Source organism: Bradyrhizobium sp. U87765 SZCCT0048 (assembly GCF_018131225.1).
Taxonomy (GTDB): domain Bacteria; phylum Pseudomonadota; class Alphaproteobacteria; order Rhizobiales; family Xanthobacteraceae; genus Bradyrhizobium_A.
The window spans coordinates 431,994-456,346 of the sequence record NZ_JAFCMM010000004.1; the positions used below are offsets into that span (position 1 = coordinate 431,994).

The 24,353-nt window shown below is 66.9% G+C and carries 21 protein-coding genes; 9 read left to right on the forward strand and 12 right to left on the reverse strand.

Going from position 1 to position 24,353, the window contains the following annotated elements; genetic code table 11:
• Positions 1–64 precede the first annotated feature (64 nt).
• From JQ639_RS24815 to JQ639_RS24830, 4 genes are all read right to left on the reverse strand, one after another.
• Entirely contained in the window at positions 65–589 is a 525-nt protein-coding gene (locus tag JQ639_RS24815) for a TadE/TadG family type IV pilus assembly protein (RefSeq protein ID WP_211968900.1), read from the reverse strand.
• On the reverse strand, positions 590–1,165 hold the full coding sequence (locus JQ639_RS24820) for a TadE/TadG family type IV pilus assembly protein (protein ID WP_211968899.1): 576 nt from the start codon (positions 1,163–1,165) through the stop codon (positions 590–592).
• On the reverse strand, positions 1,152–1,676 hold the full coding sequence (locus JQ639_RS24825) for a pilus assembly protein N-terminal domain-containing protein (RefSeq protein WP_211975010.1): 525 nt from the start codon (positions 1,674–1,676) through the stop codon (positions 1,152–1,154). The genes JQ639_RS24820 and JQ639_RS24825 overlap by 14 nt, the downstream gene beginning before the upstream one ends.
• Before the next feature lie 220 nt (positions 1,677–1,896).
• Positions 1,897–3,045: a tetratricopeptide repeat protein gene (locus JQ639_RS24830; RefSeq protein WP_211968897.1), complete on the reverse strand. Its 1,149-nt coding sequence runs from the start codon at positions 3,043–3,045 to the stop codon at positions 1,897–1,899.
• A 287-nt stretch (positions 3,046–3,332) separates the two neighbouring features.
• Between JQ639_RS24830 and JQ639_RS24835 the strand changes: the two genes are divergently transcribed.
• The 9 genes from JQ639_RS24835 to JQ639_RS24875 all read left to right on the forward strand — a co-directional run bounded on the left by JQ639_RS24835 (position 3,333) and on the right by JQ639_RS24875 (position 13,481).
• Entirely contained in the window at positions 3,333–4,271 is a 939-nt protein-coding gene (locus tag JQ639_RS24835) for a LysR family transcriptional regulator (protein ID WP_211968896.1), read from the forward strand.
• A gap of 134 nt (positions 4,272–4,405) precedes the next feature.
• Positions 4,406–5,284 (forward strand): shikimate dehydrogenase, encoded by an 879-nt coding sequence (locus tag JQ639_RS24840; RefSeq protein WP_211968895.1) that lies wholly within the window; start codon positions 4,406–4,408, stop codon positions 5,282–5,284.
• A gap of 70 nt (positions 5,285–5,354) precedes the next feature.
• Positions 5,355–6,473 (forward strand): ABC transporter substrate-binding protein, encoded by a 1,119-nt coding sequence (locus JQ639_RS24845; RefSeq protein WP_249123486.1) that lies wholly within the window; start codon positions 5,355–5,357, stop codon positions 6,471–6,473.
• Between the two features lie 430 nt (positions 6,474–6,903).
• Positions 6,904–7,779, forward strand: coding sequence for a branched-chain amino acid ABC transporter permease (locus JQ639_RS24850; RefSeq protein ID WP_211968893.1), 876 nt, complete (start codon positions 6,904–6,906; stop codon positions 7,777–7,779).
• The gene (locus tag JQ639_RS24855; RefSeq protein ID WP_211968892.1) at positions 7,776–8,774 is read left to right on the forward strand and encodes a branched-chain amino acid ABC transporter permease; all 999 of its coding nucleotides are present in this window, start codon (positions 7,776–7,778) and stop codon (positions 8,772–8,774) included. The genes JQ639_RS24850 and JQ639_RS24855 overlap by 4 nt, the downstream gene beginning before the upstream one ends.
• The gene (locus tag JQ639_RS24860) at positions 8,771–9,517 is read left to right on the forward strand and encodes an ABC transporter ATP-binding protein (RefSeq protein WP_211968891.1); all 747 of its coding nucleotides are present in this window, start codon (positions 8,771–8,773) and stop codon (positions 9,515–9,517) included. Before JQ639_RS24855 ends, JQ639_RS24860 begins: the two co-directional genes overlap by 4 nt.
• A 117-nt stretch (positions 9,518–9,634) precedes the next feature.
• A complete protein-coding gene (locus JQ639_RS24865) occupies positions 9,635–10,375 on the forward strand; it encodes an ABC transporter ATP-binding protein (protein ID WP_211968890.1) in 741 nt (246 codons plus the stop codon).
• Complete coding sequence (locus tag JQ639_RS24870) at positions 10,372–11,415, forward strand: Gfo/Idh/MocA family protein (RefSeq protein ID WP_211968889.1); 1,044 nt, start codon at positions 10,372–10,374, stop codon at positions 11,413–11,415. Before JQ639_RS24865 ends, JQ639_RS24870 begins: the two co-directional genes overlap by 4 nt.
• Before the next feature lie 191 nt (positions 11,416–11,606).
• The gene (locus JQ639_RS24875) at positions 11,607–13,481 is read left to right on the forward strand and encodes a bifunctional sugar phosphate isomerase/epimerase/4-hydroxyphenylpyruvate dioxygenase family protein (protein WP_211968888.1); all 1,875 of its coding nucleotides are present in this window, start codon (positions 11,607–11,609) and stop codon (positions 13,479–13,481) included.
• Positions 13,482–13,863: 382 nt separating this feature from the next.
• Here JQ639_RS24875 and JQ639_RS24880 read toward each other — a convergent pair whose 3' ends face one another.
• The 8 genes from JQ639_RS24880 to putA all read right to left on the reverse strand — a co-directional run bounded on the left by JQ639_RS24880 (position 13,864) and on the right by putA (position 24,301).
• Positions 13,864–14,949: an acyltransferase family protein gene (locus tag JQ639_RS24880; protein ID WP_211968887.1), complete on the reverse strand. Its 1,086-nt coding sequence runs from the start codon at positions 14,947–14,949 to the stop codon at positions 13,864–13,866.
• Between the two features lie 192 nt (positions 14,950–15,141).
• Positions 15,142–15,945 (reverse strand): energy transducer TonB family protein, encoded by an 804-nt coding sequence (locus tag JQ639_RS24885; protein ID WP_211968886.1) that lies wholly within the window; start codon positions 15,943–15,945, stop codon positions 15,142–15,144.
• 19 nt (positions 15,946–15,964) lie between these two features.
• The gene (gene exbD / locus JQ639_RS24890) at positions 15,965–16,432 is read right to left on the reverse strand and encodes a TonB system transport protein ExbD (RefSeq protein ID WP_211968885.1); all 468 of its coding nucleotides are present in this window, start codon (positions 16,430–16,432) and stop codon (positions 15,965–15,967) included.
• Between the two features lie 12 nt (positions 16,433–16,444).
• Positions 16,445–17,386, reverse strand: coding sequence for a tonB-system energizer ExbB (exbB, locus tag JQ639_RS24895; RefSeq protein ID WP_211968884.1), 942 nt, complete (start codon positions 17,384–17,386; stop codon positions 16,445–16,447).
• Positions 17,383–18,072, reverse strand: a complete 690-nt coding sequence (locus tag JQ639_RS24900) for a Fe2+-dependent dioxygenase (RefSeq protein WP_211968883.1) — start codon at positions 18,070–18,072, stop codon at positions 17,383–17,385. The genes exbB and JQ639_RS24900 overlap by 4 nt, the downstream gene beginning before the upstream one ends.
• Positions 18,073–18,181: 109 nt before the next feature.
• Positions 18,182–20,656, reverse strand: a complete 2,475-nt coding sequence (locus JQ639_RS24905; protein WP_211968882.1) for a TonB-dependent receptor — start codon at positions 20,654–20,656, stop codon at positions 18,182–18,184.
• A gap of 208 nt (positions 20,657–20,864) precedes the next feature.
• Positions 20,865–21,119 (reverse strand): hypothetical protein, encoded by a 255-nt coding sequence (locus tag JQ639_RS24910; protein WP_211968881.1) that lies wholly within the window; start codon positions 21,117–21,119, stop codon positions 20,865–20,867.
• Positions 21,120–21,205: 86 nt separating this feature from the next.
• Positions 21,206–24,301 (reverse strand): bifunctional proline dehydrogenase/L-glutamate gamma-semialdehyde dehydrogenase PutA, encoded by a 3,096-nt coding sequence (gene putA / locus JQ639_RS24915; RefSeq protein WP_211968880.1) that lies wholly within the window; start codon positions 24,299–24,301, stop codon positions 21,206–21,208.
• Between the last annotated feature and the right edge of the window lie 52 nt (positions 24,302–24,353).

The window sequence follows — 24,353 nt, forward strand, 5'->3', positions numbered from 1 at the left end:
GCGGTCGCACAGCCGGTGTCGGGATTTTGCCGAACGTGTCGGAATATGGCGCACGTGCGCCTGCTCAGGGCGAGATGCGTGTGATCGATGCGCTCTTGCGCGGAGAGACAAAGAGGCTGTCGGAGAGCGTGATCGGCGCGCGCGTGAAGAACACAGTGGCGGCGTTGTAGGTGAAGCTCACCTGGCTGTAGATCAGCCAAGAGTTCGGGATGGCGAGCGCGGCAGGCAGAGTGAACGACGATCCCGGAGTCAATGTGTTGCTCCAGCTCACCGTCGCGTTTCCCCTGCTGTCGATCGCGATCTGCGACACGTTGACCACGGCGGTCGCGCTCGAATACGGCGACATCACCGCGGCCGTTGCGCCAAGGATCTGCTGCATGTCGGAGTCGTGGATGATGGTGTACTGATTGGTGATCTGGGCAAGGGTCGCGGTGGCGTAACGCGTCTTGTTGTAGATCGCGAGCGCCGTGCCGGCATCGTAGAAGCCAAGCAGCGCCAGCAGGATCAGCGGCAGGATCATCGCGAATTCGACGCCGGCCACGCCGCGCCGCGAGCGCCAGAAATCGCGCGGTCCACGCATCCGGCGCATTCAGTAGGGCTCCACCACGAAGGCGGACACCCCCATCATCAGCGCGGTGCCGTTCGACAGGTTCGGCAGGATCAATTGGAACGGACCGCCGATCAGCGGCCACTGGTAGATCAGCCGCAGAACCACGACCTGGCCTTGCGACCCCGGGCTGAACGCCCAGGTGTTGGTGACCTGGCCCTGCGCGTTGTAGGTCAGCGTCGGGCTGCCAGTGTTGGCCGAGCTGAACGAAGTATAGCTCTGGACGTCGACCATCAGCTGACTGCAGTTGAACAGCGCCTGAATCGACGGACAAACCTGATTGACGAACTGCGTCTGGGTCATGCTGCTGCTCTGCACCTGTCCCGTCATGAACAGGCGGCCGGACTGCATCGTCGCGGCCTGCAGCGTTTCCTGGGCGAAGAAGAAGATGCCAGTCTGCAGTACCGACAGCAGCAACCCGATGAAGATCGGCGACAGCAGCGCGAATTCGACCGCGGTCGCGCCGCCCTCGGTTCTGACGAAGCGGACGAACGACCACGACCTGCGTGCCGCAGGCCGCGCAGACGCCTGACGCTGCGGTCCGCTAGAGTGCGCCATCCTTGCCCGTGATCTTGTTGCGGTTGTCTTTCGCGACCGCCGACGCACCGGCGGCGCCGTTGCTGCGGCTGAGAATCTGACTGCCAATGTCTTTCGACGGTGCGCCGTCGCCGAGCTGAAGCAGCGGCTGGCACTGATCCGTACAGCTGTAGGTCATGCGCTCGCTGCCGCGCTGCACGACTGGCCCCGCGCCGACCTGTGCATCGACGCGCACGCGCTGCTCCTGCAGAACGACGCCGGCGCCGTCGAGCACCACCATGTTGGTCTCGCCGAATGCCGTCCCTGTCAGTACCGCATGCCGGCCGTCGGACAGGCGCTGCGCGCGCACGACGAGGGGCGCACCGAGAATGATGCGGCGCGTGCCGCTCGGCAGATCGACCAGCTTCGCCTCGTTCACGGCGACGCGCACGACCGGCGGCGCGTCGATCGCACACGCGCGGTCGATGGCCGGCGAAAGCATCGCGGCCGCGATCAGGCTTGCTGAAGTCCACTGCGGAACGAAGCGAGGCACGGCATCCACCTGGCGATATGCAGCCTTTCGCCCGACAATGGTACCGCTGGTTCGTAAGAGGATCGTAAATCGGACCGCGCAAATCGACGTCGGGAATACGCCAGCCGTCGGCCACCGCTGGCCGCTTTCGGACAACACCGCTACACAGGCGGCATCATCGTGCCGCCAGCGGCCGATCGCGGCAACAACATGAAACAAAGCCGCGTCGACCCATGGCCGCCTAGCGCAACGTGATAAGCTCCATCAGCGCGGCGTTGGCTTCGACGAACCCTTGCGGGCAGCCATCCGCCGCGATCTGCAACAGGCGCTGCGCTTCCGTGCGATCCTTGCGGAGCAGCGCGAGTTCGCCGCCGTAGAAGTTCGCCTCGCAGCCCTGCGCCAGCTTCGTCCGGGCATCGCCGCCATCGGCCGCAGCCAGCGTCTGCGCGAAGCTCGCCTCGCCGAGATAGTGCCGGACGAGTGGCGCCGGCCACACCGTCATGTCGAGCGGCTTCGCCGTCTCCCTGAAATGGCCTGCGCTGTTGTTGCGGCGCTCGGCGATCTCCAGCCAAAGCGCAGCATACGGATCCTGCGGATTGATCCGGTTCGCCTTGCGGAAATCGGCCTCGGCATCCGGCAGGTGGCCGCCCAGCACGTAATAGGCGACACCGCGGCTGAAATAGACCAGCGCATTGCCGGGATCGAGCCGCAGCGCGCGGCCGAAGTCATCGATCGCCACAGTGTTGTCGCCGCGCGCATAGGCGACGCAGCCACGGTTGAAATACGCCAGCGCATTGTTGGGATCGAGCTTGAGCGACTGGTTGAAGTCGTCGAGCGCGCGGTCGAACTCGCCGCGCCCCTTGTACAGCAGTCCGCGGTTGTAATACGCCGCGGCATAGCCGGCGTCGACGCGGATCGCATCGTTGAAGTCAGCAAGCGCGCGATCGAGATTGCCGCGGACGCGGCTGAGGTTGCCGCGCTCGGTCAGCGCCCATGCGCTCTTTGGATCGCGGCGCACCGCCTCGTCGAAATCCCTCGCCGCGCGCTCGACATCGCCCTTGCCGAGATAGGTGTTGCCGCGGTTGAGATAGGCGGCGGTCTGCGCCGGATCGAGCCGGATCGCCTCGCTGCAATCGGCGAGGGCGCCATCGGCGTCGCGCTTGAGCCAGCGCCAGCCGCAGCGGTTGCTGAGCGCCTGGGCGCGGGCCGTGCCGGTCACGGTGGCATCGCCGAGCACGCGATCGCAGGCGGCGATGCTCTGGTCGGCCTTGTTGACGTCGCCGGCGAGCCTGCACTGGTTGACGTCGCCGTCGCTCGCGGCCCGCGCCGGCCCTGCAAACCCGGCAGCCAGCGCCACCACAAGCCCTGTCGCCATCCATCCACCGCGCATGCAGCCCCTCCGCTTCGCGACGCGATCCGTCGCGGGCGGCATTGTGCGTCAGGGCCCCGGTGCCGGCCATCGACCGGAGGGACGATTCCATGACCGAGCGCGCCCTTTGATCGCTCCGGGAGTGCCCTCGACTTGACCCGCGACAAGCGCAGCGCCCATGCATGCTTGCTGCAACGCAGCGAAAGCCGGAGCGGGGCTGCGCTGGCGCGACAAGGCGGTTGATGCTTCAACTGACACCGCAGGCGTTCAACCGCCCGCTCCCGCCGACGAGCAGCGAGCCGCAAGCCATGATGACACTCCGCCAGGTCGAAGTCGTCCGCGCCGTGATGGTGACGGGCACGATCGGCGGCGCGGCCAAGCTGCTCAACGTCTCGGCGCCCGGCATCAGCCGCCTGATCAAGTACACCGAGAAATCCCTGGGAATCCGGTTCTTCCAGCGCCAGAACGGCCGCTATTTCCCGACGCCCGAGGCGCGCAGCATCTTCGAGCAGATCAACAGCGTCTACAAGAAGGTCGACGACCTCTCCAGCACGATCTCGGCGATCGGCCGCGGCGGCCTGTCGGAGCTGCGCATCGGCTCGGTGCCCAGCATCTCGCAGGTGATGGTGCCACGCGCCATCGAGCGGGTGCGGCGGCGCTATCCCGACCTGCACATGGACATCAACATCCTCAAGCTCGAGGAGGCGATCGACTACCTGCTGCTGGACAAGGGCGAGTGCGTGGCGATGAGCTATCGCCTGCCGCATCCCGGCCTCGAATTCCTGCCACTGGCATCGGGCGAACTCTACTGCATCGTGCCGGAGAACCATGCCCTCGCCGGACGCGAGGAGATCAGCGCCGCGGAAATGACGCGCCATCCGCTGATCGGCATCGATCCCAACGATCCGTACGGGCGAATCATGGCGGAGATGTTCGCGCGCAACAAACTCACCTATGACATCACCATCCGCGCACGTTTCGGCACCACGGTATGCGCCCTGGTCAAGGCCGGCCTTGGCATCGCCGTGATCGACCAGTTCACCGTCGCCCATGGCGGCGTGCCGGGCATCGCGCTGGTGCGGATCGCGGAGCCGACGAAGTTCGACACCTACGTCGCGGTGAAACGCGGTGTGCCGCTGTCGCTGCATGCCGAGAGCTTCATCGAGTATCTGCGCGCCGAAATGCGCGCGGTGGAGCCGGCGCGCGGGGCGCGGAGCCGGGGCCGGACAGCAGCCTCGCGGAAATAACATCATGTTATGTTTGCTCGATAAATGGGTAATTGTGTTAGTTCTTGTTTGGACTATCGTTTGCTTAAATCCCGCGGCACGGCGCCCTGGAGGCGCTCCCGCGAGACGTCCCTCTGACCGCCTGGACCGAGCTTGTGCCTGACGACGTGCCCCTGAACGAGCCGCGCTTTCTGACCGGACTGATCGGCGCCCCGATCGCCCACTCCGCGTCGCCGGCGATGCACGAGCAGGCCGCGCGTGCGCTCGGCGCCCACTGCCACTATCAGTTGATCGAAGTCGCCGGCGCGGGCCCGGCCGAACTGCGCGCGCTGCTCGATGGCGTCCGCCGCCTCGGCTTTTCCGGCGTCAACATCACCTTTCCCTACAAGGAAGCCGTGGTCGGCCTGCTCGACGCGCTCGATCCGACCGCCGCGGCGATGCAGGCGGTCAACACCGTGGTGGCGCGCGGCGGCCATCTCACCGGCCACAACACCGACACGTCGGGCTTCGCCCGCGCGGCGCGTGACCTCGTCGAGGGCTCCCGGCGCGGACCGGTGGCGGTGATCGGCGCCGGCGGCGTCGGCAAGGCCATTGCCTTCGCCCTTGCCACCCTCGGTGTCGCCGATGTGCGGCTCTACGACAGCGACGTGGCGAAGAGTCGCGCCCTCGCCGCGGCGGTGCCGTCGCGCGCGGCTTCCGCCGCCGCGAGCGTCGAGGCCGCTCTGCATGGCGCCGTCGGGCTCGTCAACGCGACGCCGATCGGCATGTTGCCGGACCGCGGCACGCCCGTGCCCGACGCTCTCCTGCACAACGGCCTGTGGGTCGCCGACGCGGTGTACTCGCCGCTGTGGACGCCGCTGCTGACCGCGGCAAAGACCTGCGGCGCGCGGGTGATGACCGGACGCGAGCTCGCGATCTACCAGGCCGCCGACGCCTTCGCACTGTTCACGGGACTGACGCCGTCGGCCGCGGAGATGGGAAAAGCTTTTGATGCCGTGATGGCAAGAAGATATGCAGCGTCGAACGCCGCATGACGGACGGGCCAACCAAGGTCCGCCGGCTGGGACGGAAACCTTAGAGAGAGGAGAGACCACCGTGAAACCGATGATCCTGGCGAGCGCCCTGCTCGCCGCGCTGTGCACGACCGCCTCGGCGCAGACCATCAAGCTCGCCGATGTCGCCGAGCTGTCCGGCGGCGGCGCGACCGTCGGCACCAACTGGAAGAACGGCATCGACCTCGCGATCGAGGAAATCAACGCCAAGGGCGGCATCCTCGGACGCAAGGTCGAGGTCACCCACGCCGACTCACAGTCCAACCCGGGCATCGCCCGCGCCCAGGTGCAGAAGGCGCTCGACGGCGAGCCCTATGTCCTGCTCGGCCCCGGTTACTCCGGCTCGGTCAAGGTGACGGCGCCGCTCGCCGCGGAAGCCGGCATCGCCCAGATCATGGGTGGCGAAGCCGCCGAGCTGACCCAGGCGGGCAACAAGTATCTGTTCCGCACCTCGTTCGGCCAGCAGTCGTCGATGCCGAAGGTCGCCAAGTACATCGCCGAAGACCTCAAGGCGAAGTCCGTCGCCGTGGTGTGGGTGAACAACGACTTCGGCAAGGGTGGCCGCGACGTCATCCTCAAGGAGTTCGCCAAGCGCAACGTCAAGGTCGCCGCGGACCTGTCGACCGAAGCCGGCCAGGCCGACTTCGCCGCCGACGTCTCCAAGCTCAAGGCGGCCGCCCCCGATGCGGTGTTCGTCTATGTCAACGAGGAAGAGAGCGCCCGCATTCTCAAGGAGCTCAAGCGCCAGGGGGTCACCGTGCCGCTGATCGGCGAAACCACGCTGATCGGCCAGAAGGTGGTGGAACTGGCCGGCGACGCCGCCAATGGCGCCCGCGGCCATGTCGGCCTGACCACCGACGCCCCGGTCGACCTCGTCAAGGCCTTCCGTGACAAGTTCGTCAAGAAGTACAACTATGTGCCCGATCATAACGGCATCAAGGGCTACCTCGCGGTCTACATGATCAAGGCGACCACCGACAAGATGGGCAAGGTCGACTCCAAGGCGTTCGCCGACACCCTGCATGGCCTGACCATCAAGGCCGCCGACGAACCCGGCATCCTGATGGACGTGACCTTCGACCAGAACGGCGACATCGACCGCCAGGGCTTCCTGGTCGAGATTGTCGACGGCAAGCAGGTCATCAAGCAGGTGCTGCCGAAGCTGAACTGAGGCAGACTGAACGCCTTACCGTTTCCTCATCCCGAGGAGCGGCCTTCAGGCCGCGTCTCGAAGGATGAGGAAGCACCCGGGCCTCATGGTTCGAGACGGCGCTGCGCGCCTCCTCACCATGAGGAACAGGATAGGTCGCGGAGCAGGTAGCGCCCCGGATGAGCGCAAGCGGCACCCGGGGGGCCACACCACGCAAGACCCCGAATATCGCTCCGCTCATCCGGGCGACGCGGAGCAGCCATCTCCTCATCCCGAGGAGCCGCGCAAGCGGCGTCTCGAAGGATGAGGCCGAGACACCACCAGTCCCATGGTTCGAGACACGCGGCGCGCGCCTCACCACCGGGGATGAAGCGCGACGACGCACCATCAAGGGCCGTGAAGAAGGCTTGTTGCGAAACCGTGCTGCCAAAACACATTGCGGAAGGGAATGATGTCCAATCTGCCTGACCTTCTGATCGCAGGCCTCGCCACCGGCGCGATCTACGCGCTGATCGCGGTCGGCTTCACGCTGCTGTGGCAGACCTCGCAGACCATCAACTTCGCCCAGGGCGAGTTCGTGATGCTGCCGGCCTTCCTGATGCTGGCTGCGATGCACGCCGGCGCGCCGTTCTGGCTCGCCGTCGTGCTCGGCATCGTGTTGTCGCTGGTCCTGCTCGGCCTCGGCTTCAAGCTGCTGCTGGTCGATCCGATGCTGCGCCACGGCGTGCTGCCGCTGGCGATCGCCACCATGGCACTGGCGATCGGCATGAAGGAGGCCGTCAAGCAGTTCTTCAGCGCCGAGGCCTCACCCTTTCCCTCGATCATCCCCGCCGGCGACATCAACGTCCTCGGCCATGTCATGTCGCTGCAGAGCGTCGGCGTGCTGGTGCTGGCGATCGTCGTGGTGTTCGGGCTGACCGCCCTGCTCAACCGCACCTCGATCGGCCATCAGATGCAGGCCACGGCGCAGAACCCGACGGTGGCGCGCATCATCGGCGTGCCGGTCGAACGGATGATCCTGCTGACCTTCCTGATCAACGCCTTCCTGGTGGCGATCGCCTCGCTGCTGATCACGCCGATCTACCTCGCGAAGTTCTCGAGCGGCGAGGTGCTGGGCCAGGCGGCGTTCATCGCCGCCATTGTCGGCGGCTTCAACCAGGTGCGCGGCGCCATCGCCGGCGGCCTCCTGATCGGCGTCGTCGACAACCTCGCGGCGGCCTACATCTCGACGCAGTACCGCGCCGCGGTGCCGATGATCCTGCTGATCGTCATCATCCTGTTCCGCCCGCAGGGCCTTCTGGGCCGCGCCGAGGAGCGCACCGTATGACGCGGACGAACAAACTGCTGTCGCTGGCGCTCGGCGCTGTCGTCGTCGCAGCGCTGATCGTGGTGCCGATGAACTTCAACCGCTATGGCCTGTTCATTCTCAGCCAGTGGGCGGTGATGACCATCGCCGCCATGGGCCTCAACCTGACGCTTGGCTACGCCGGCCAGGTGTCGCTGGCGCAAGGCGCATTCGTCGGCATCGGCGCCTACGCTTCCGCAATCCTCACCACCCAGGGCGTGCCGCTGGTCGGCGCGCTCGCTGTCGCCATCGTGCTGTGCTTCGTGATCGGCTGGCTGCTCGGCTATCCGGCGCTGCGGGTGCAGCACCACTACCTCGCGTTCGTCACGCTGGCGTTTTCGACCCTGGCCTTCCTCTTCTTCCGCAACGAGGACTGGCTGACCAAGGGCATCTACGGCATCAGCAACATTCCGCGGCCCCACATCTTCGGCCTCGCCACCAACAAGCCACTGCCGTTCTACTATGTCTGCCTTGGCATGCTGGCGATCGTGACCTTCTGCGTGTGGTGGCTGATCCGCTCGCCCTGGGGCCGCGCCTTCATCGCGCTGCGCGAGAACCCGGTGCGGGCGCTGTCGCTGGGCATCGATACCCGCCGCTATACGCTGATGGCGTTCGCGATCGGCTCGGCGCTCGGCGGCGTTGCCGGCGCGCTGTACGCACCGCTGACGCAGTATGTCGATCCCGTGCCATTCCACCTGTCGCTGTCGCTCGACCTTCTGATGATGGTGATCGTCGGCGGCTCCGGCTTCTTCTTCGGTCCGTTCCTCGGCGCCATGATCGCGGTGCTGCTGCCGGAATGGCTGCGCTTCACCGAAGGCTACTACCTGATGCTGTACGCCGCCGCGGTGATCCTGCTGCTGATCTACTCGCCGACCGGCATTCTCGGCATCCTCGACCGCGCTCTCACCGAACGCCGCACCAGGGCCGCCTCCGCACAGCGGGCGGCCAGCAAGGCCAAGCTGGAGACAGTGCCATGACCACCCCGGTGCTGCAGATCAACAACATCAAAAAGCATTTTGGCGGCATCGCCGCCGTCAACGGCGTCTCCTTCGAAGTCAACGAGGGCGAGATCCTCGGCCTGATCGGCCCGAACGGCTGCGGCAAGTCCACCCTGTTCAACTGCATCCTCGGCCAGCTGCTGCCGAGCGACGGTGAAGTGAAAATTGACGGGCGCGTCACCACCGGCATGCGCCCGTCCGATCTCAACCGGCTCGGCGTCAGCCGCACCTTTCAGCTGCTGCAGGTGTTCCCCAAGCTGTCGGTCCGCGAGAACCTCATCCTGGCCGGCCAGGAGCACCAGGGCAGCATGGTGTCGCGGCTGTTCGGCCCTTCCGACGCCGGCCTCGGCGCCGCCGCCGACCAGATGATCTCGTTCTTCAAGCTCGATCACCTCGCCACCGAGCCGGCGGGCGGGCTGTCCTACGGCCAGCAGAAGCTGCTCGACGCCGCCATGGCGTTCATGGGCGGGCCGCGCCTCGTGCTGCTCGACGAGCCCGCCGGCGGCGTCAACCTGTCGATGCTCGCCGATCTCAAGGACCGCCTTAGCGCCATCAACCGCGAGAAGCGCGCCACGTTCGTCGTCATCGAGCACAACATGGAGTTCGTGATGTCGCTGTGCTCGCGCGTCGTGGTGATGGCGGAGGGCAAGGTGCTGGCGCAGGGCAAACCCGACGAAGTCCGCTCCAATCCTGCCGTGATCGAGGCCTATCTGGGGCACTGAGATGGGCGCGTGGCACACCATTCGTGACGTCATCCCACAACGCGAGTTCGCGCCGGGACGACAGACCATCGTCCGTTCACATGAGCGTGCTGTGATCCGGCATGTCAGGAGCATTCCATGAGCGACGCCATCCTCGAGGTCCAGGGCCTGGTCGGCGGCTACGGCAAGATGACGATCCTCAATGGCACGACGTTCAGCGTGCCGGCGGGCGCCATCACCACGGTGATCGGCCCCAACGGCGCCGGCAAGTCCACCGTGTTCAAGGCGATCTTCGGCCTGCTCAAGCTGCGTGAGGGCAAGATCGTCTTCAGGGGACGTGACGTCACGGGCTGCAGTCAGCGCCAGCTGCTCGCCGCCGGCATTTGCTATGTACCGCAGGGCCGCAACATCTTTCCGGAACTGACGGTGCGTCACAATATCGAGCTCGGTGCGGTCGCCGCCGGCCGTGGCATCACCGATCTGCCGCGCCGTATCGAGGCGGCGCTCGACCGCTTTCCGGCGCTGCGCAAGAAAGCGACCCAGCAGGCCTCGACGCTGTCGGGTGGCGAGCAGAAGCAGCTGGAGATCGTCCGGGGGCTGCTGCTCGATCCGCAACTGGTGCTGATCGACGAGCCGTCGATCGGCCTGTCGCCCCTGATGGTGCAGGAGACCTTCAGCATCCTCAAAGAATTGCGCGACCGCGGCGTCTCGATCCTGATGATCGAGCAGAACGCGCGGTCGGCGCTGGAAATCTCCGATCTCGGCATCGTGCTCGAGCTCGGCCAGACCCGCCTCGTCGACAAGGCGGACAAGGTGTTGAATGACCCGCGGATCGGACAGTTGTTCCTCGGCGGGGCGATGAGTGGAGCTGCGGCATGACTGGAGTGAAGCGTCTTGGTCTCATCGGCGCTGGCCTGATCGGCCGCAAGCATGCCGAACTGATGCAGGCCAACCCGGACTGCCAGATCGCGGGCATAGCCGATCCGGCGCCGCAAGCGCGCGACCTCGCGACAACCCTCAACGTGCCCTGGTACGACGATTATCGCGTGCTGCTGGAGCGCGAACGCCCCGACGGCATGATCGTCGCATCCCCCAACACGCTGCATGTGCCGATGGCGCTGGACTGCCTGGAGCGCGGCGTGCCGGCCCTGGTCGAGAAGCCGATCGCCGAAACGGTCGCCGCCGCGCGCAAGATCGCCGAGGCGGTCGAGCGCACCGGGGTCCCGGTGCTGGTCGGCCATCACCGCCGCCACAACCCGATGATCAAGGCGGTGCGCGCCGCCGTCGCCGATGGCCGACTTGGCCGGCTCACCGCGGTGATCGGCCTGTGGCTGCTGAAAAAGCCGGACGACTATTTCAACGTTACCTGGCGCAAGGAGGACGGCGGCGGTCCGATCCTGATCAATCTCATCCACGACATCGACAACCTGCGTTTTATCTGCGGCGACATCGTCGAGGTGCAGGCGCAGACGTCGAGCGCTGTGCGCGGCTTCGCCGTCGAGGACACGGCGGCGCTGCTGTTCCGCTTCGCCAGCGGCGCGCTGGGCACCGTGACGCTGTCGGATGCGACGCCATCGCCGTGGAGCTGGGAGCTGGCGTCCCGCGAAAACCCAGCCTATCCGCCGAACCCCGACCAACCCTGCTACATTTTCGCGGGCACCCAGGCCTCGCTCACGGTCCCGACGCTCGACACCTGGGACTACCCAGGCAAGGTCGGCTGGTACGAGCCGCTGCAGCGCACGACGCTGCCGGCGCCCGTCGCCGATCCGCTCGTCGAGCAGTTGCGCCACTTCCTTGCGGTGATCGACCGCAGCGAGACGCCGCTGGTCTCGGCCGCCGACGCGCTGGCGACCCTCGCGGTGATCGAGGCCGTCAAGGACGCCGCCCGCACCGGCGCGCGCATCGCGCCGCAGAGTTAGGCGTCATCGGCGCAGGGCCATGCCCCGTCATCCTGAGGTGCGAGCGAAGCTCGCCTCGAAGGATGAACGGCCCAGAAGCTTCCGCGCGGGCCGTCGCCCTTCGAGGGTCCCGCGGCGCGGGACCACCTCAGGGTGACGGATCCTACTCACTAGAATTGAAATCTTGAGTCAGACGTCAGAAGGAGCCGACCATGAGCCAGCGTTCGATCGCAACCGTGTCGCTGAGCGGCGCGCTGGACGAGAAGCTGCGGGCGATCGCCGCCGCCGGCTTCGACGCCGTGGAGATCTTCGAGAACGATTTCCTGTCGTTCAACGGCGGGCCTAGTGATGTGGGCGCGATGTGTCGCGACCTCGGCCTGTCGATCTCTGCCTTCCAGCCGCTGCGTGACTTCGAGGGCATGCCCGAGCCGCAGCGCACGCGCAACTTCACGCGCATCGAGCGCAAGTTCGACCTGATGCAGGAACTCGGCACCGATCTCTTGCTGATCTGCAGTAACGTCTCGCCGGCCTCGCTCGGCGGTATCGACCGCGCGGCTGCGGATTTCCGCGAGCTCGGCGAGCGCGCCGCGAAACGGGGCTTGCGCGTCGCCTTCGAGGCGCTGGCCTGGGGTCGCCACATCAACGACTACCGCGACGCCTGGGAAGTGGTGCGCCGCGCCGACCACCGCGCCATCGGCCTCGTGCTCGACAGCTTCCACGCGCTGGCGCCCGCCCTCCCGGTCAACCCGATCGCCTCGATTCCCGGCGACCGTATCTTCCTGGTTCAGCTCGCGGACGCGCCGCAGCTCGATCTCGACGTGCTGTCGTGGAGCCGGCATTTCCGCTGTTTCCCCGGCCAGGGCAACCTGCCGGTGGCTGATTTCATGAATGCGGTCGCGGCGACCGGCTACACCGGCCCGCTGTCGCTGGAGATCTTCAACGACCAGTTCCGTGCCGGCTCGGCGGCGCGCGTCGCGGTCGACGGCCTGCGCTCGCTGATCCTGCTCGACGAGCAGGTGGCGCGATCAGCGACGCCTCCGTCACCGGCCGCAATGCCGCCCCGCGAGGCGAGCCGCGGCGTCGGCTTCATCGAGTTCGCGGTCAACGAGGACAAGGCGGAAGACCTCGCCACCCTGCTCGGCCAGATCGGCTTCCGCCAGACCGGCCAGCACCGCAGCAAGGCGGTGCAGCGCTGGACGCAGGGATCGATCGACCTCGTGGTCAATTGCGAGGCCCATGGCTTCGCCCATTCGCACTACGTCACCCATGGCGCCGGCGTCTGCGCCATCGCGCTCGAGGTCGACCATGTCGATGCCACCATGGCGCGCGCCGAAGCGCTGCATGCCAAGACCTTCTACCAGCCGGTCGGACCGGGCGAGCTTGAAATCCCGGCCATCCACGGCGTCGGCGGCAGCCTGATGTATTTCCTCGCGCCGAGCGCACAGAACTGGGACCGCGACTTCTCGCCGACCGGGCCGGAAACATCGGCCACCGACCGCCTCGCCGCCGTCGACCACATCTCGCAGTCGATGCCCTATGAGGACATGCTGTCGTGGCTGCTGTTCTACACCGGCATGCTCGATCTCACGCGCGGACCGCAGGTCGACGTCGCCGACCCCGCCGGCCTGGTGCAGAGCCAGACCATCAGCAATGCCGATGGCAGCCTCCGGCTGATCATCAACGGCACCGCCGCCAACCGCACGCTGTCGGCGCGCTTCCTGTCGGAGTTCTTCGGCTCGGGCGTGCAGCACATTGCGTTTGCCTGCGACGACATCTTCGCCACCGTCGCCGAAATGCGCGCGCGGGGCGCCGGTTTCCTGAAAATCCCTGATAATTACTACGACGACATCGAGAGCAAGTACGATCTCGACGCCGCCACCATGGCCAGGCTGCGCGAGAACCAGATCCTGTACGACCGCGAGGGCGACGGCGAGTTCTTCCAGATCTACACCCATGCCTTCGACGACCGCTTCTTCTTCGAGATCGTGCAGCGGCGCAACTACCAGGGTTTTGGCGCGGCCAACGCCGCCATCCGCCTCGCCGCCCAGGCCCGCGAGGCCCCGCCGATCGGCATGCCGAGGATCTGAGAGGAGCTCTCATCCTGAGAGGCTGACTCAAAAAGGCAGCCAGTGAAGCAGACCGTTTGTTGTCAAACTCGTCATGGCCGGGCTTGACCCGGCCATCCACGTCTTCCTTGTTGAAGCGCTGCAAAGACGTGGATGCCCGGGACAAGCCCGGGCATGACGGAGAAAGTCGATATTCCCGACGCTTCAACAAGGCATTGAAAATGTGAGCCGCATTTTCGATCAGGCTCTGGGGAGCGGCTGCGCGGGGACAGCGATACAGCAGCATAACGCCAGCTGCGGCCGCGTCTCCAAGGATGAGGCCACGGCGTTGCGGCCTCATGGTTCGATACGGCGCTGGCGCGCAATTAGAGCGCGTTAGCGATTCAATCAAAATACACGCGCTCTAAGTGCGCGTCGGCAACAGCCGCTTCGCCGGTTGCAGCCACGCCGTAAGCCACCGTCGCCCTGGCATCTCGACGAACGTGTAGCTCAGCCACGCCAGCAGCCAGATCACCGCGAGCGCCACCGCGACACAGGCCGCGTAAACGAGCGGCGTCGGGCCGAGCGCCCGCGCGGCCTCGACCGCGAAGCTCAGCAGCAATTGATGCAGCAGGTAGATCGAATAGGAAATCAGCCCGAGATGGTAGACAAGGCGATTGCCATAGAGCGCCTGCGCCAGCCGGCCGTCACGCGACAGCAGCGCCACGAAGGGAATAAACAGCAGATAGATCGGCAGATCATGGTGAAACGCAATGCCAATCACCACGATCGCCAGCGTCAGCCCCGCGACCAGCGCGTCCTGCACCGCCATCGACAGCCGATCGAGGCGATGGGCGACGCGAAAGATGCCGAGGCCGATGGCGAAGCCGGCCACCGCGCGCAGCAGCGGCAGCATCGAATCGCCATTGGTGACGTCGAGCGGCCCGGCGGAGCCGAGCCCGCTCCTGGCGATGACGACGACGGCGCCGAGCGCGGCGACGCAGCCCAGCGCGGCCAGCAGCGGTCCGCGGCGAACGAACACGACGAGCAGTGGCGGCAGCAGCAGGTAGGAGCCGAGTTCGGCGCTCGCCGCCCACGACACGCCGACGATCGGCTGCACATGCAAACCCCAGCCGGTGAGCATCAGGAGGTTGCCGGCCCAGTCCCACGGACGGAAGTACGCCAGGGTGTCGCGCGAGAGCCCGAGCAGAATCTTGATGAGGTAGAGCGTGGCGATGACGACATAGGCCGGATAAAGCCGCGCCACGCGCTTGACCAGAAAATCGAGGTAGTGACGCCAGGGCGAGGCCACGAAGGCATCGCGATACACATACGCCATCACGTAGCCGCTCAGCATGAAGAACAGGTCCACCGCGAGATAGCCGTGCGGCACGCGGTAGTAGGGCGCGGTGCCCGGGCCGAGCAGCGGCACATTGCCGAAGTGATAAAGCACGATCAGCACCGCGGCGACACCGCGCACCCCGGTCAACGATCGAATATCGGCAGGCATTCCTTCTCCATCTTCACCGGGCGATCTCGCCATTGCCGCGCGCTGCTGCGACCCCCAGACTGGAAGACGCGGCCGCCCGGCACAAGCCCCGGCATGGCGTAACAGCTGATGCTGACAGGGATTTGAAAAAAGCGCCCGCCAGACGAGGGGTGTTCCCTCGGGCCGCTTCACGCACCGCCGCCGGTGTCGTCCTCAGCCGCGGGTCTTGACGCGGAAGATCACCGGCAGGGTGAAGTAGAGGGAATCGTCGGCGACCAGCGGCGGCGGCGCCGGCACCGGATCGGAACGCTTGAGCATGGCGAGCGCCGCCTGGTCGAACGCCGGATCGCCCGAACTCTTGACGATGCTGCTGGAGAGGATGTGGCCGGTCCGATCGAGTTCGAATGCCACCATGATCTCCGCGCTCTTGCTCTCGCGGCCGGAGGGATACTTCTTGTGCCGGTCGAGATGGGCGACGAGCTGCTTCTGCCAGGTGGTGCGCACGCGCTGCCTGGACTCGCCGATGCCCTGCTCCAACGTGGTCGAGCGCTCCGATTCCTTGGCGGTCTCGGAGGTCGGCATGGCCGTCGCTTCCGAAGCCACCGACTCGGTGGACGGCGAGGCCTGCGCCGTCGGCGTGTCCGGATTTTCCTCGGTGGGCTTCTTCGTCGCGTCGGGGGAGACGATCCGGTCGGGATTGTCCGACTCGGCGGGCATCTCTTTCGGCAGTTCGCTCTGCTTCTCGACCGCCTTCTGCTCCACCTGCGAGGGCGAGGCCGCCGATGCCTCGGCATTCGGCCCCGGCGGCAGATCGGTGACCTCCGCGCGCGGCGCGGCGAGCTCGAGCCCGATTTCCAGGCCCGGCGCGCCGAGATCGTCCTCGGCGTCCGCTGCCGGCCGGCTGGCGATCGCGAGCGCGACGCCGCCGAGATGCAGGCCGAGCGCGACCACGGCAGCCGTCACCCACAGACGGCGGGAGGGCCTGCTGGAGAGTTCGGCGTCGGGGGTCACGGACATGGCAGCGATACGCGCGGCGTCAGGGTTTAGGCGCAGGAGCGGCGGCGGGCGCAGCTTGTGGCACGCCTTCTGAGACGCCTTCGACGGCGACCAGCGCCACCTTGAGATAGCCGCCGCTGCGCAGCACCTCCAGCACGTCCATCATGTCGCCGTACGGCACGGCGCGGTCGGCACGCAGGAAGATACGGCGATCCTTCTCGCCGGCGCCGTCCAGCATTTTGACGAGGTCGACGCGCCGCACCGGCGTCTCGCCGACGACGACAGCGAGATCGGACTTGATGCTGACATAGGTCGGCTTGTCCGGCTTCTTCTGCGGCTGCGCCGTCGACGACGGCAGATCGACCGGCACGTCGACGGTGGACAGCGGCGCCGCGACCATGAAGATGATCAGCAGGACCAGGATGACATCGATGAACGGCGTGACGTTGATTTCGTGGGTCTCGCCGAAATCGTCGCCATCATCGACATCGGTAAAGGTCACGCCCATGTCGCGTCTCCGTTATTCCGCGGCGGCGGCGCGGGACGGCGCACCGCCGTGGGCGCGGTCGAGATCGCGCGACAACAGACGGCCGGCGGCACCGGCCGCACGGCTGACCAGCTCCATGTAGCCCTTCGTGACGCGGGCGAAGTGATTGTAGATGATGACCGCCGGGATCGCCGCGACAAGACCGATTGCGGTGGCGAGCAGCGCCTCGGCGATGCCGGGCGCAACGACCGCGAGGTTGGTGGTCTGCGCCTTCGAGATGCCGATGAACGAGTTCATGATGCCCCACACCGTGCCGAACAGGCCGACGAACGGCGAGGTCGCGCCGATGGTGGCGAGCAGGCCCATGCCGAGCCGCATCCGCCGCGCCTCGGCGCGGGTGATCTCGGCAAAGCTCGACGCGGCACGCTCCTTGATGCCGGCGTCGCTGGAGATGCCAGCCGACAGCCGCGCTTCCTTCAGCGCGGTGGCGAGGAAGGTGGAGAGAATGTCGCGCGACGATCCCAGCGCGACACGGGCCTCGGCGATCGAGCGCGCCTCGGCGATAGCGGCAAGCGCGCCGTTGAGGCGACGCTGCGCCAGGATGGTTTCAACGAACTTGCCGATGAAGATCGTCCAGGTGACGAGCGAAGCAAAGGCAAGACCGACCATCACCGCCTTGACCACGATGTCCGCCGACATGAACATCGACCACGGCGACAGCTCATGCGGCACCTGCAACGCCGGACGCGCGCCGCGGCCGCTGTTGTCGGTGACGCCGAGCGCAACCGGCGCCGCTGGTGCCGGAACCGCGGCAGCCGGCGCCGGCGCAGCGGGAGCGGTCGGCGCGGCCGTCGTCGGAGCAGCCGCCGGCGGCGACGTTGCCGCGGCGGGTTGCTGGGCCGCGGCCGGAACGGCCAGCGAGAGCCCAACGGCGACAACGGCGGCGAGAACGGCGCGGAACGACGGCTTGTTCATACTTCGGCCCAGTAGCGGATCAGGTTGTGATAGATGCCGGTCAATTTGACCGTTTCGGGGTCATCGCGCCCCAATCGCTCGACCAGCGCCTGGATCGCGGTGTCGAGATCGAAGATCAGGCTGCGGGCATGGGCATCGCGTACCATGCTCTGCAGCCAGAAGAAAGACGCCACCCGGACGCCGCGGGTCACCGGGGTCACCATATGTAGGCTGGAGGCCGGGTAGAGTACCAGATGTCCGGCAGGCAGCTTGATTTCATGCGAACCGTAGAGGTCTTCTATGATCAGCTCGCCGCCGTCATAGTCATCCGGTTCCGACAGAAACAATGTGACCGAGAGATCGGTCCGGATCCGCAGACCGGTGAGCCGGTCGCCGCGCACGGCATTGTCGACATGGATGCCGAAATGGTGGCCATCGGACGCGGCGTAGCGATTGAACAGCGGCGGAAAGATGTGCAGCGGAATCGCCGCCGAAATGAACAACGGACTGGCGGTCAGCGCGGAGAGCACGCGCTGGCCGAGCGCGCGCGCGACATCGCTGTCGGGCGGCAACTGCTCGTTCTTCTTCACCATCGCCGACTGGGCACCCGCGGTCGATCGGCCATCCTCCCACGACGCCGCATCCATGATGCGGCGGAAGTCGGCGACCTCGGCCTTGCTCAGCACATCGGGAACACAGATCAGCATTGCCACCTCATCGCGGACGCCGCGACCCGGCTCCGGAACGCTCCGGGCCGGGTTGCTGGCGTCGTCGCCTTGTGCGGATCGCGGCAGAGCGCGCCGCGACCGCTCGCGCTCAGAACTTTGCGTTTAGTACGAGGCCGGCGACACGTCCCGGCGCAACGAACACGAACGGCGTCGCGCTCTGGTAGAAGCCGTCGTAGTAGAGCTTGTTGAAGATGTTGTTCACGAAGATCTTCGCGGTGAGGTTCGCCGTGACCTTCTTCTCGACGAAGGCATCGAACCGCCAGTAGCTCGGCAGCTCGGTGCCCTGGTTGGCGGCGAGCAGGGTGCCGCCATAGATCTTGGAGCGGAAGGTCGCCTGGCCGCCGAGCTCCCAGCCGTCGTCGAACTTGTACTTGGTCAGGATGTTGAACGACTGGTGCGCGATGTTGGCGAGCGGCAGGCCGACATTGGTGGTGTAGCCGGCCGTGGCCGGCGGCGCGACATTCGACGCCGTGACCCGTGACGTCATCAGGACATAACCGCCGAACACGCTCCAGCGATCGGTGATCTTGCCGGCCGCCTCGAGGTCGATGCCCTGGATGCGATAGGCGGCGCCGGCCACGATGGTGTTGGCGACGCCGTTGACCGTGCCCGATTCACGGGCATTGGTCTTCTCGGTCTGGAACAATGCGCCGGTCAGCAGCAGGCGCCTGTCGAACAGCTCCCACTTGGTGCCGACCTCGATGGCCTTGTTCTTCTCGGGACCGTAGATCTGCTGGGCGATCTGCGCCGGATTGAGGCTGATACCGCCATAGTTGGTGGACGTGCCGTCGAGCTCCGCGCCGACTGGATTGGCCGAGGTCGCATACGCCGCATACACGCTGGCGATCGGCAGCGGCTTCACGACGATGCCTGCGTTGTAGTTGACGATGCCGTTGTCGAGAGGCACCGCGCGGACGGTATTGTTGTGGGCGGTGATGGCGTAATCGTCGTAGCGAACGCCGCCGTTCAGAATGACGAAGTCGCGGTAGTTGGCGGTGTCGATGGCATAGACGCTGCGGGTATCGACCGTCACGACTGCCGGATTCCCGGAAACCGACGCCGCGCCGCTGAACGGCAGGTAGGTGTAGCCGGGATTGAAGATCGATGCGCCCGACAGGCTACCCGAGCCGTTGAACACGCTCCCGTCGGTCGGAACCGTTTCCGACGACAGGCCCGTGTAGGTGTCGATCGAGACGCGCTCGCGCGACAGCTCCACGCCGGTAACCGTGGTGTGCTTCCACGGGCCGGTGTCGAACTTGAACGTCGCATCGCTCTGGTTGGCGACTGTCGTCGTTTCCTGATAGCGACTCTGCGGGTTGGCCGTGAAGGTCCACAGCAGCGGATTCGGGTTGGCGGTCTTCGGGCTCTCGGGGATGGTGCCGATATAGTTGAGCACGGAGCGCTCGGCGCGGAAGGCACTGTGGAGCGTCAGGCTGTCGTTGACCTTGACCTCGCCGGCAACGGTGCCGATGTCCTGAATGGCCTTCTGGAAGTCGCGGTTGACGAAGCCATAGTAGGTATTGCGCGGCACGCCGAACTCGGTGACCGGACCGTTGCCGCCGGCGTCATGGCGGTACGGCACGCCGAAGTCGGGCAGCGAGCTGAGATCGGTGTGCACGTAGCTGCCGGTGATCTTCACATTGTCGGTCGGCGTCCACTTGGTGGCGACGAACGCACCCCAGCGATCGTCGGTCGTGAACGAGCGCCCGGCAACGCCCGCGTCCTGGAACAGGCCGCCGGCACGCACCGACAGCGTCGGGTTGATGACTTGGTTGACGTCGAGGGTCAGGCGCTTGCCGGAGTCGGTCGTGAACGAGCTCTCCGCATTGTAGAAGTTGCGGTCAGCCGCCTGCTTGGTGACGATGTTGATGGCGCCGCCGGCCGTGCCGCGGCCGGCATAGGAGGACGCCGGACCGCGCAGGATCTCGACCTGCTCGGTGAAGAAGTTCTCGCGGATGCTGACCGCGGGATCGCGAATGCCGTCGACGAAGATGTCGTTGCGAGCGTCGAAACCACGGATGAAGAAGCGATCGCCGAACGCATTGCCGCCCTCACCGGTGCCGAGCGTGACGCCGGCGGTGGAGCGCGCGATTTCCTTGAGGCTGGTGGCGTTCTTGTCTTCCAGCAGTTCCTTGGTGAGAACGGTGATCGTCTTCGGCGTGTTGACGATCGGCTCACTGAACTTGCCGGAGGCGACGCGGGTGGCGAGATAGGGCGCAGCCGCGTTGGCGTACGGATTGGCATCCGGCGGGGTCAGGCCGCCGGCGTTGGGATACGGCACGGGCGCCGCAGCCACCTGCTGCTGGCGCTCCCGCGCCGCGCGCCGCAGGGCATTGCGCGCGCGGGTCTGCTCGGCGTTGGGCTTGCTGGCCGGGCGCGGACGCGCCACCGGCGCATCCACGGTGACCGGCGGCAGCGGCGCCTGCTGCGCTTCGGCGCCACCGATCGAGGCGACTGCGATGAGGCCGGCAACGGCGCTGATCTTGCCGACAGGCGGCTCCTCGGCCAATCCGCCGATCACGATGTTCGCGCGCAACGAGCGCGGCGCCTTCACACTGCCCATAACCGAGTCGCCCCCAAGACGTTTTGACGCGGTCGCACGTCCTGCGACCAATCAACTCAGGTGTCTGTAGCAGCGCGAACCCGTGGGGCAACTCGAATTGGCCGAATCCGGGGCTGCGGGATGTTTGAATCGCTCCAGATCAAAATCATTCTAAACTGCAGTTTGAAACGTTCTAATCTGGAGCGCTTCTAAACTGCGTCACCCGGCGTCACGCCTCGCCCGCCTCCGGCGCGCTCGGCGGCTTCATCAGCGAAAACAGCTCGTCGACCATCTGCTTCGCGCTCTGGCGAACGCGATCGGTATCGTCCATCCCGGCGATGTTGATCCCGCGCACCACGGCATGCATCTCGTCGCGGAAATCGGTGAGGAAACGCAACGGATCAGCCGAGTCGTTGGCGACACGGGCGATCAGGCCCGCGATCAGCAACTGGCAGGCGATCATGCGGCCGTTGAGTTCGTCCATGGAGCGCTCCTGTCTCGAGGGCAACGCCGGAGCGGCGCGGGCGCTCGATAGAGCATTTTGGCGGAAAGGCAAATCCCGCGCGTGGCTCAGGCCGGAGCAGCGCCATCGTCCTGGACCAGCAGCCCGGCATTGCCGCCGGCCGCCGCGGTGTTGATGGTGACCGTCTGTTCGGCGGCGAGGCGCGCGAGATAATGCGGCCCGCCGGCCTTGGGCCCAGTGCCGGACAGGCCATGGCCGCCGAACGGCTGCACGCCGACCACCGCGCCGATCATGTTACGGTTGACGTAGATATTGCCGACCGGCAGGCGCGCGACGATCGCCGCGACAGTCTCGTCGATGCGCGAGTGGATACCGAGCGTCAGCCCGTAGCCGGTCTTCTCGATGGCGGCGAGGACGTCGTCCAGCATCTCCGCGCGGTAGCGCACGACATGCAGGATCGGCCCGAACACCTCGGCATCGAGATCCGCCGGCGACGCCAGCTCGATGACATGCGGCGCGACGAACAGCCCCTGCTCCGGTGCCTCGCCCGCGAAATGCACGCGCGCCTGCGCCCGCATGCGCTGCAGATGCGCCGCGAGCCGCGCCTTGGCCTCGGCATCGATTACCGGGCCGACCTGGGTCGCCGGATCGCGGGGATCGCCGACGCGCAGTTCGCGGGCGGCGCCGACAATCATCTCGATCATGCGGTCGGCGACGTCATCCTGCACGAACAGCAGGCGCAGCGCCGAACAGCGCTGGCCGGCGGAGCGGAACGCCGATGTCATCACGTCGTCGGCGACCTGCTCGGGCAGCGCGGTGGCGTCGACGATCATCGCATTGATGCCGCCCGTCTCGGCGATCAGCGGCACGATCGGACCGTCCTTGGCGGCGAGCGCGCGGTTGATGGCGCGCGCCACCTCGGTCGAGCCGGTGAACACGACGCCGGCGACATCGGGATGAGCCACCAGCGCGGCGCCGACAGCGCCATCGCCGGTCACCAGTTGCAGCGCCGTGACCGGCACGCCAGCCTCATGCAGCAGCCGCACGGCCTCGTGAGCGATGAGCGGCGTCTGCTCGGCGGGCTTGGCGACCACCGCATTGCCGGCCATCAGCGCCGCGGCAACCTGGCCGAGGAAGATCGCGAGCGGGAAATTCCATGGCGAGATGGCGACGACGACACCGCGGCCGCCCCAGCGCAGCACATTGCTTTCGCCGGTCGGCCCCGGCAGCGCAGTGCCGGCGCCAAACAGTTGCGCGCCTTCGGCGGCATAGTAGCGGCAGAAGTCCACGGCCTCGCGCACCTCGGCGACGGCATCGTCGAGCGTCTTGCCGCCTTCGCTCTGCAGCAGCGCGATGAAGCGGCCGCGCCGCGCCTCCAGCAGATCGGCCGCGACCTTCAGCGCCGCCGCGCGCTGCCGCGCCGGGGCCGCCGACCAGGAGGGAAAACCGCGGCCGGCCGCGGCGATGGCGCGAGCCGCCGTCTCCGGCGTCGCGTCGGCCACGGTGCCGACCTCGCTGACGCGATCGATCGGACTGACCACTGCCCGGCCGGCGCCGGCAACCGCATGGCCATCGATGCGCGATGCCGCCGCAACCGGCGCATTCGCCTGCGCCACCTCGCGAACAAGCGCGTCCAGGGCGGCCTGCGCGCCAAAATCGAGCCCGCGCGAATTCACCCGCTGCGGCTGGAACATGTCTCGCGGCAGCGGCAGCCGCGGATGACGCGCATGGTCCGGTGCGGCGACGATATCAGCCGGCCGCCGCAGCAGCGTCGTCACCGGTACCGACGGATCGGCGGCAACCGCGACGAACGAGGAATTGGCGCCATTCTCCAGCAATCGCCGCACAAGATAGGCGAGGAGATCACGATGGCTGCCGACCGGCGCATAGGTACGGCAGGCGAGCGCCGGATGATCGGCGCGCAACCGGGCATAGAGCGCATCACCCATGCCGTGCAGGCGCTGGAATTCATAATCGCCGGCACCGCTGGCAAGCTCCAGCACGGACGCCACCGTGAGCGCGTTGTGGGTGGCGAACTGCGGAAACAGCCGCGGCCGCAGCGCCAGCAACTGGCGCGCGCAGGCGACGTAGTTGAGATCGGTCATCGCCTTGCGGCTGAACACCGGATAGTCGTCGAGGCCGCGCTCCTGGGCGCGCTTGATCTCGGTGTCCCAGTAGGCGCCCTTGACCAGACGCACCATCAGGCGACGGTCATGCGCCTGCGCCAGGGCATGGACATGATCGATCACCGCCGCGGCGCGCTTCTGGTAGGCCTGGATCGCAAGGCCAAAGCCCTCCCAGCCGGCGAGCGAGGGCTCGGCGAGCACCGCAGCGAATACCGCCAGCGACAATTCGAGGCGATCCGCCTCCTCGGCGTCGACGGTGAGATTGAGATCGAACGCCTTCGCCTGCTGCGCCAGTTGCAACAGCAGCGGCGACAGCTCGCGCAGCACCTGCGCACGGTTCACCGCCTCGTAGCGCGGATACAGCGCCGACAACTTGACCGAGATGCCGGGCCGATCGGGCAACGCGGCGTCGCCGGCCGCCCGGCCGATCGCAGCAATGGCGCCGGCATAAGCCGCGAAGTAGCGCGCGGCATCATCCGCGGTGCGCGCCCCCTCGCCGAGCATGTCGAAGGAATAGCGCGACGCCGCACCATGCTGGGGCCGGGCGTGGGCGAGCGCCGTATCGATGGTTTCGCCGAGCACGAAGTGGCTGCCGAGCAGGCGCATCGCCTGCCGCGTCGCGATGCGCACCGCCGGCAGCCCGATCCGCTTCGCCACCCGCCCGACGATGCCGAACGGCGTGTCGGCCGCGCCGATCAGCCGCGACGACAACCCCAGCGCCCAGGCCGAGGCATTGACGAGAAGGGCCTGCGACTTGACGTCGTGATGGGCGAAATCGCCCTGGCCGAGCTTATCCTCGATGAAGCGATCGGCGGTCGCCGCGTCCGGCACCCGCAGCAACGCCTCCGCCAGCACCATCAGCGCGAGGCCTTCGCGGGTCGACAGCGCGAACTCGCGCAGCATCTCCTCGACCCCGCCGAGACCCGCCGGCTCCGCCCGGATGGCGCCGATCAGGCGTTTCGCGGTGGCGTCGATCCGCGCCTCCTGTTCCGGGGCGAGCCGCGCATCGGCCAGCAGGCGCGCCGCGATCACACGATCGTCCGGCATCGGATCGAAGACTGGCTGCGACATCGGCATCTCCCTGAGCCCATTCGGGAGGAACGCTAGGCGGCCATAAGCCTTATTTCGA

What these genes read in the sequence shown, in the direction of transcription:
- JQ639_RS24885 (WP_211968886.1), bottom strand. Translation starts at nt 15,945, where the DNA reads ATGTCCGTGACCCCCGACGCCGAACTCTCCAGCAGGCCCTCCCGCCGT.
- exbD (WP_211968885.1), bottom strand. Translation starts at nt 16,432, where the DNA reads ATGGGCGTGACCTTTACCGATGTCGATGATGGCGACGATTTCGGCGAG.
- JQ639_RS24835 (WP_211968896.1), top strand. Translation starts at nt 3,333, where the DNA reads ATGATGACACTCCGCCAGGTCGAAGTCGTCCGCGCCGTGATGGTGACG.
- JQ639_RS24830 (WP_211968897.1), bottom strand. Translation starts at nt 3,045, where the DNA reads ATGCGCGGTGGATGGATGGCGACAGGGCTTGTGGTGGCGCTGGCTGCC.
- JQ639_RS24815 (WP_211968900.1), bottom strand. Translation starts at nt 589, where the DNA reads ATGCGCCGGATGCGTGGACCGCGCGATTTCTGGCGCTCGCGGCGCGGC.
- JQ639_RS24870 (WP_211968889.1), top strand. Translation starts at nt 10,372, where the DNA reads ATGACTGGAGTGAAGCGTCTTGGTCTCATCGGCGCTGGCCTGATCGGC.
- JQ639_RS24860 (WP_211968891.1), top strand. Translation starts at nt 8,771, where the DNA reads ATGACCACCCCGGTGCTGCAGATCAACAACATCAAAAAGCATTTTGGC.
- JQ639_RS24875 (WP_211968888.1), top strand. Translation starts at nt 11,607, where the DNA reads ATGAGCCAGCGTTCGATCGCAACCGTGTCGCTGAGCGGCGCGCTGGAC.
- JQ639_RS24845 (WP_249123486.1), top strand. Translation starts at nt 5,355, where the DNA reads ATGATCCTGGCGAGCGCCCTGCTCGCCGCGCTGTGCACGACCGCCTCG.
- JQ639_RS24910 (WP_211968881.1), bottom strand. Translation starts at nt 21,119, where the DNA reads ATGGACGAACTCAACGGCCGCATGATCGCCTGCCAGTTGCTGATCGCG.
- JQ639_RS24850 (WP_211968893.1), top strand. Translation starts at nt 6,904, where the DNA reads ATGTCCAATCTGCCTGACCTTCTGATCGCAGGCCTCGCCACCGGCGCG.
- JQ639_RS24880 (WP_211968887.1), bottom strand. Translation starts at nt 14,949, where the DNA reads ATGCCTGCCGATATTCGATCGTTGACCGGGGTGCGCGGTGTCGCCGCG.
- JQ639_RS24900 (WP_211968883.1), bottom strand. Translation starts at nt 18,072, where the DNA reads ATGCTGATCTGTGTTCCCGATGTGCTGAGCAAGGCCGAGGTCGCCGAC.
- JQ639_RS24855 (WP_211968892.1), top strand. Translation starts at nt 7,776, where the DNA reads ATGACGCGGACGAACAAACTGCTGTCGCTGGCGCTCGGCGCTGTCGTC.
- JQ639_RS24820 (WP_211968899.1), bottom strand. Translation starts at nt 1,165, where the DNA reads ATGGCGCACTCTAGCGGACCGCAGCGTCAGGCGTCTGCGCGGCCTGCG.
- JQ639_RS24865 (WP_211968890.1), top strand. Translation starts at nt 9,635, where the DNA reads ATGAGCGACGCCATCCTCGAGGTCCAGGGCCTGGTCGGCGGCTACGGC.
- exbB (WP_211968884.1), bottom strand. Translation starts at nt 17,386, where the DNA reads ATGAACAAGCCGTCGTTCCGCGCCGTTCTCGCCGCCGTTGTCGCCGTT.
- putA (WP_211968880.1), bottom strand. Translation starts at nt 24,301, where the DNA reads ATGCCGATGTCGCAGCCAGTCTTCGATCCGATGCCGGACGATCGTGTG.
- JQ639_RS24905 (WP_211968882.1), bottom strand. Translation starts at nt 20,656, where the DNA reads ATGGGCAGTGTGAAGGCGCCGCGCTCGTTGCGCGCGAACATCGTGATC.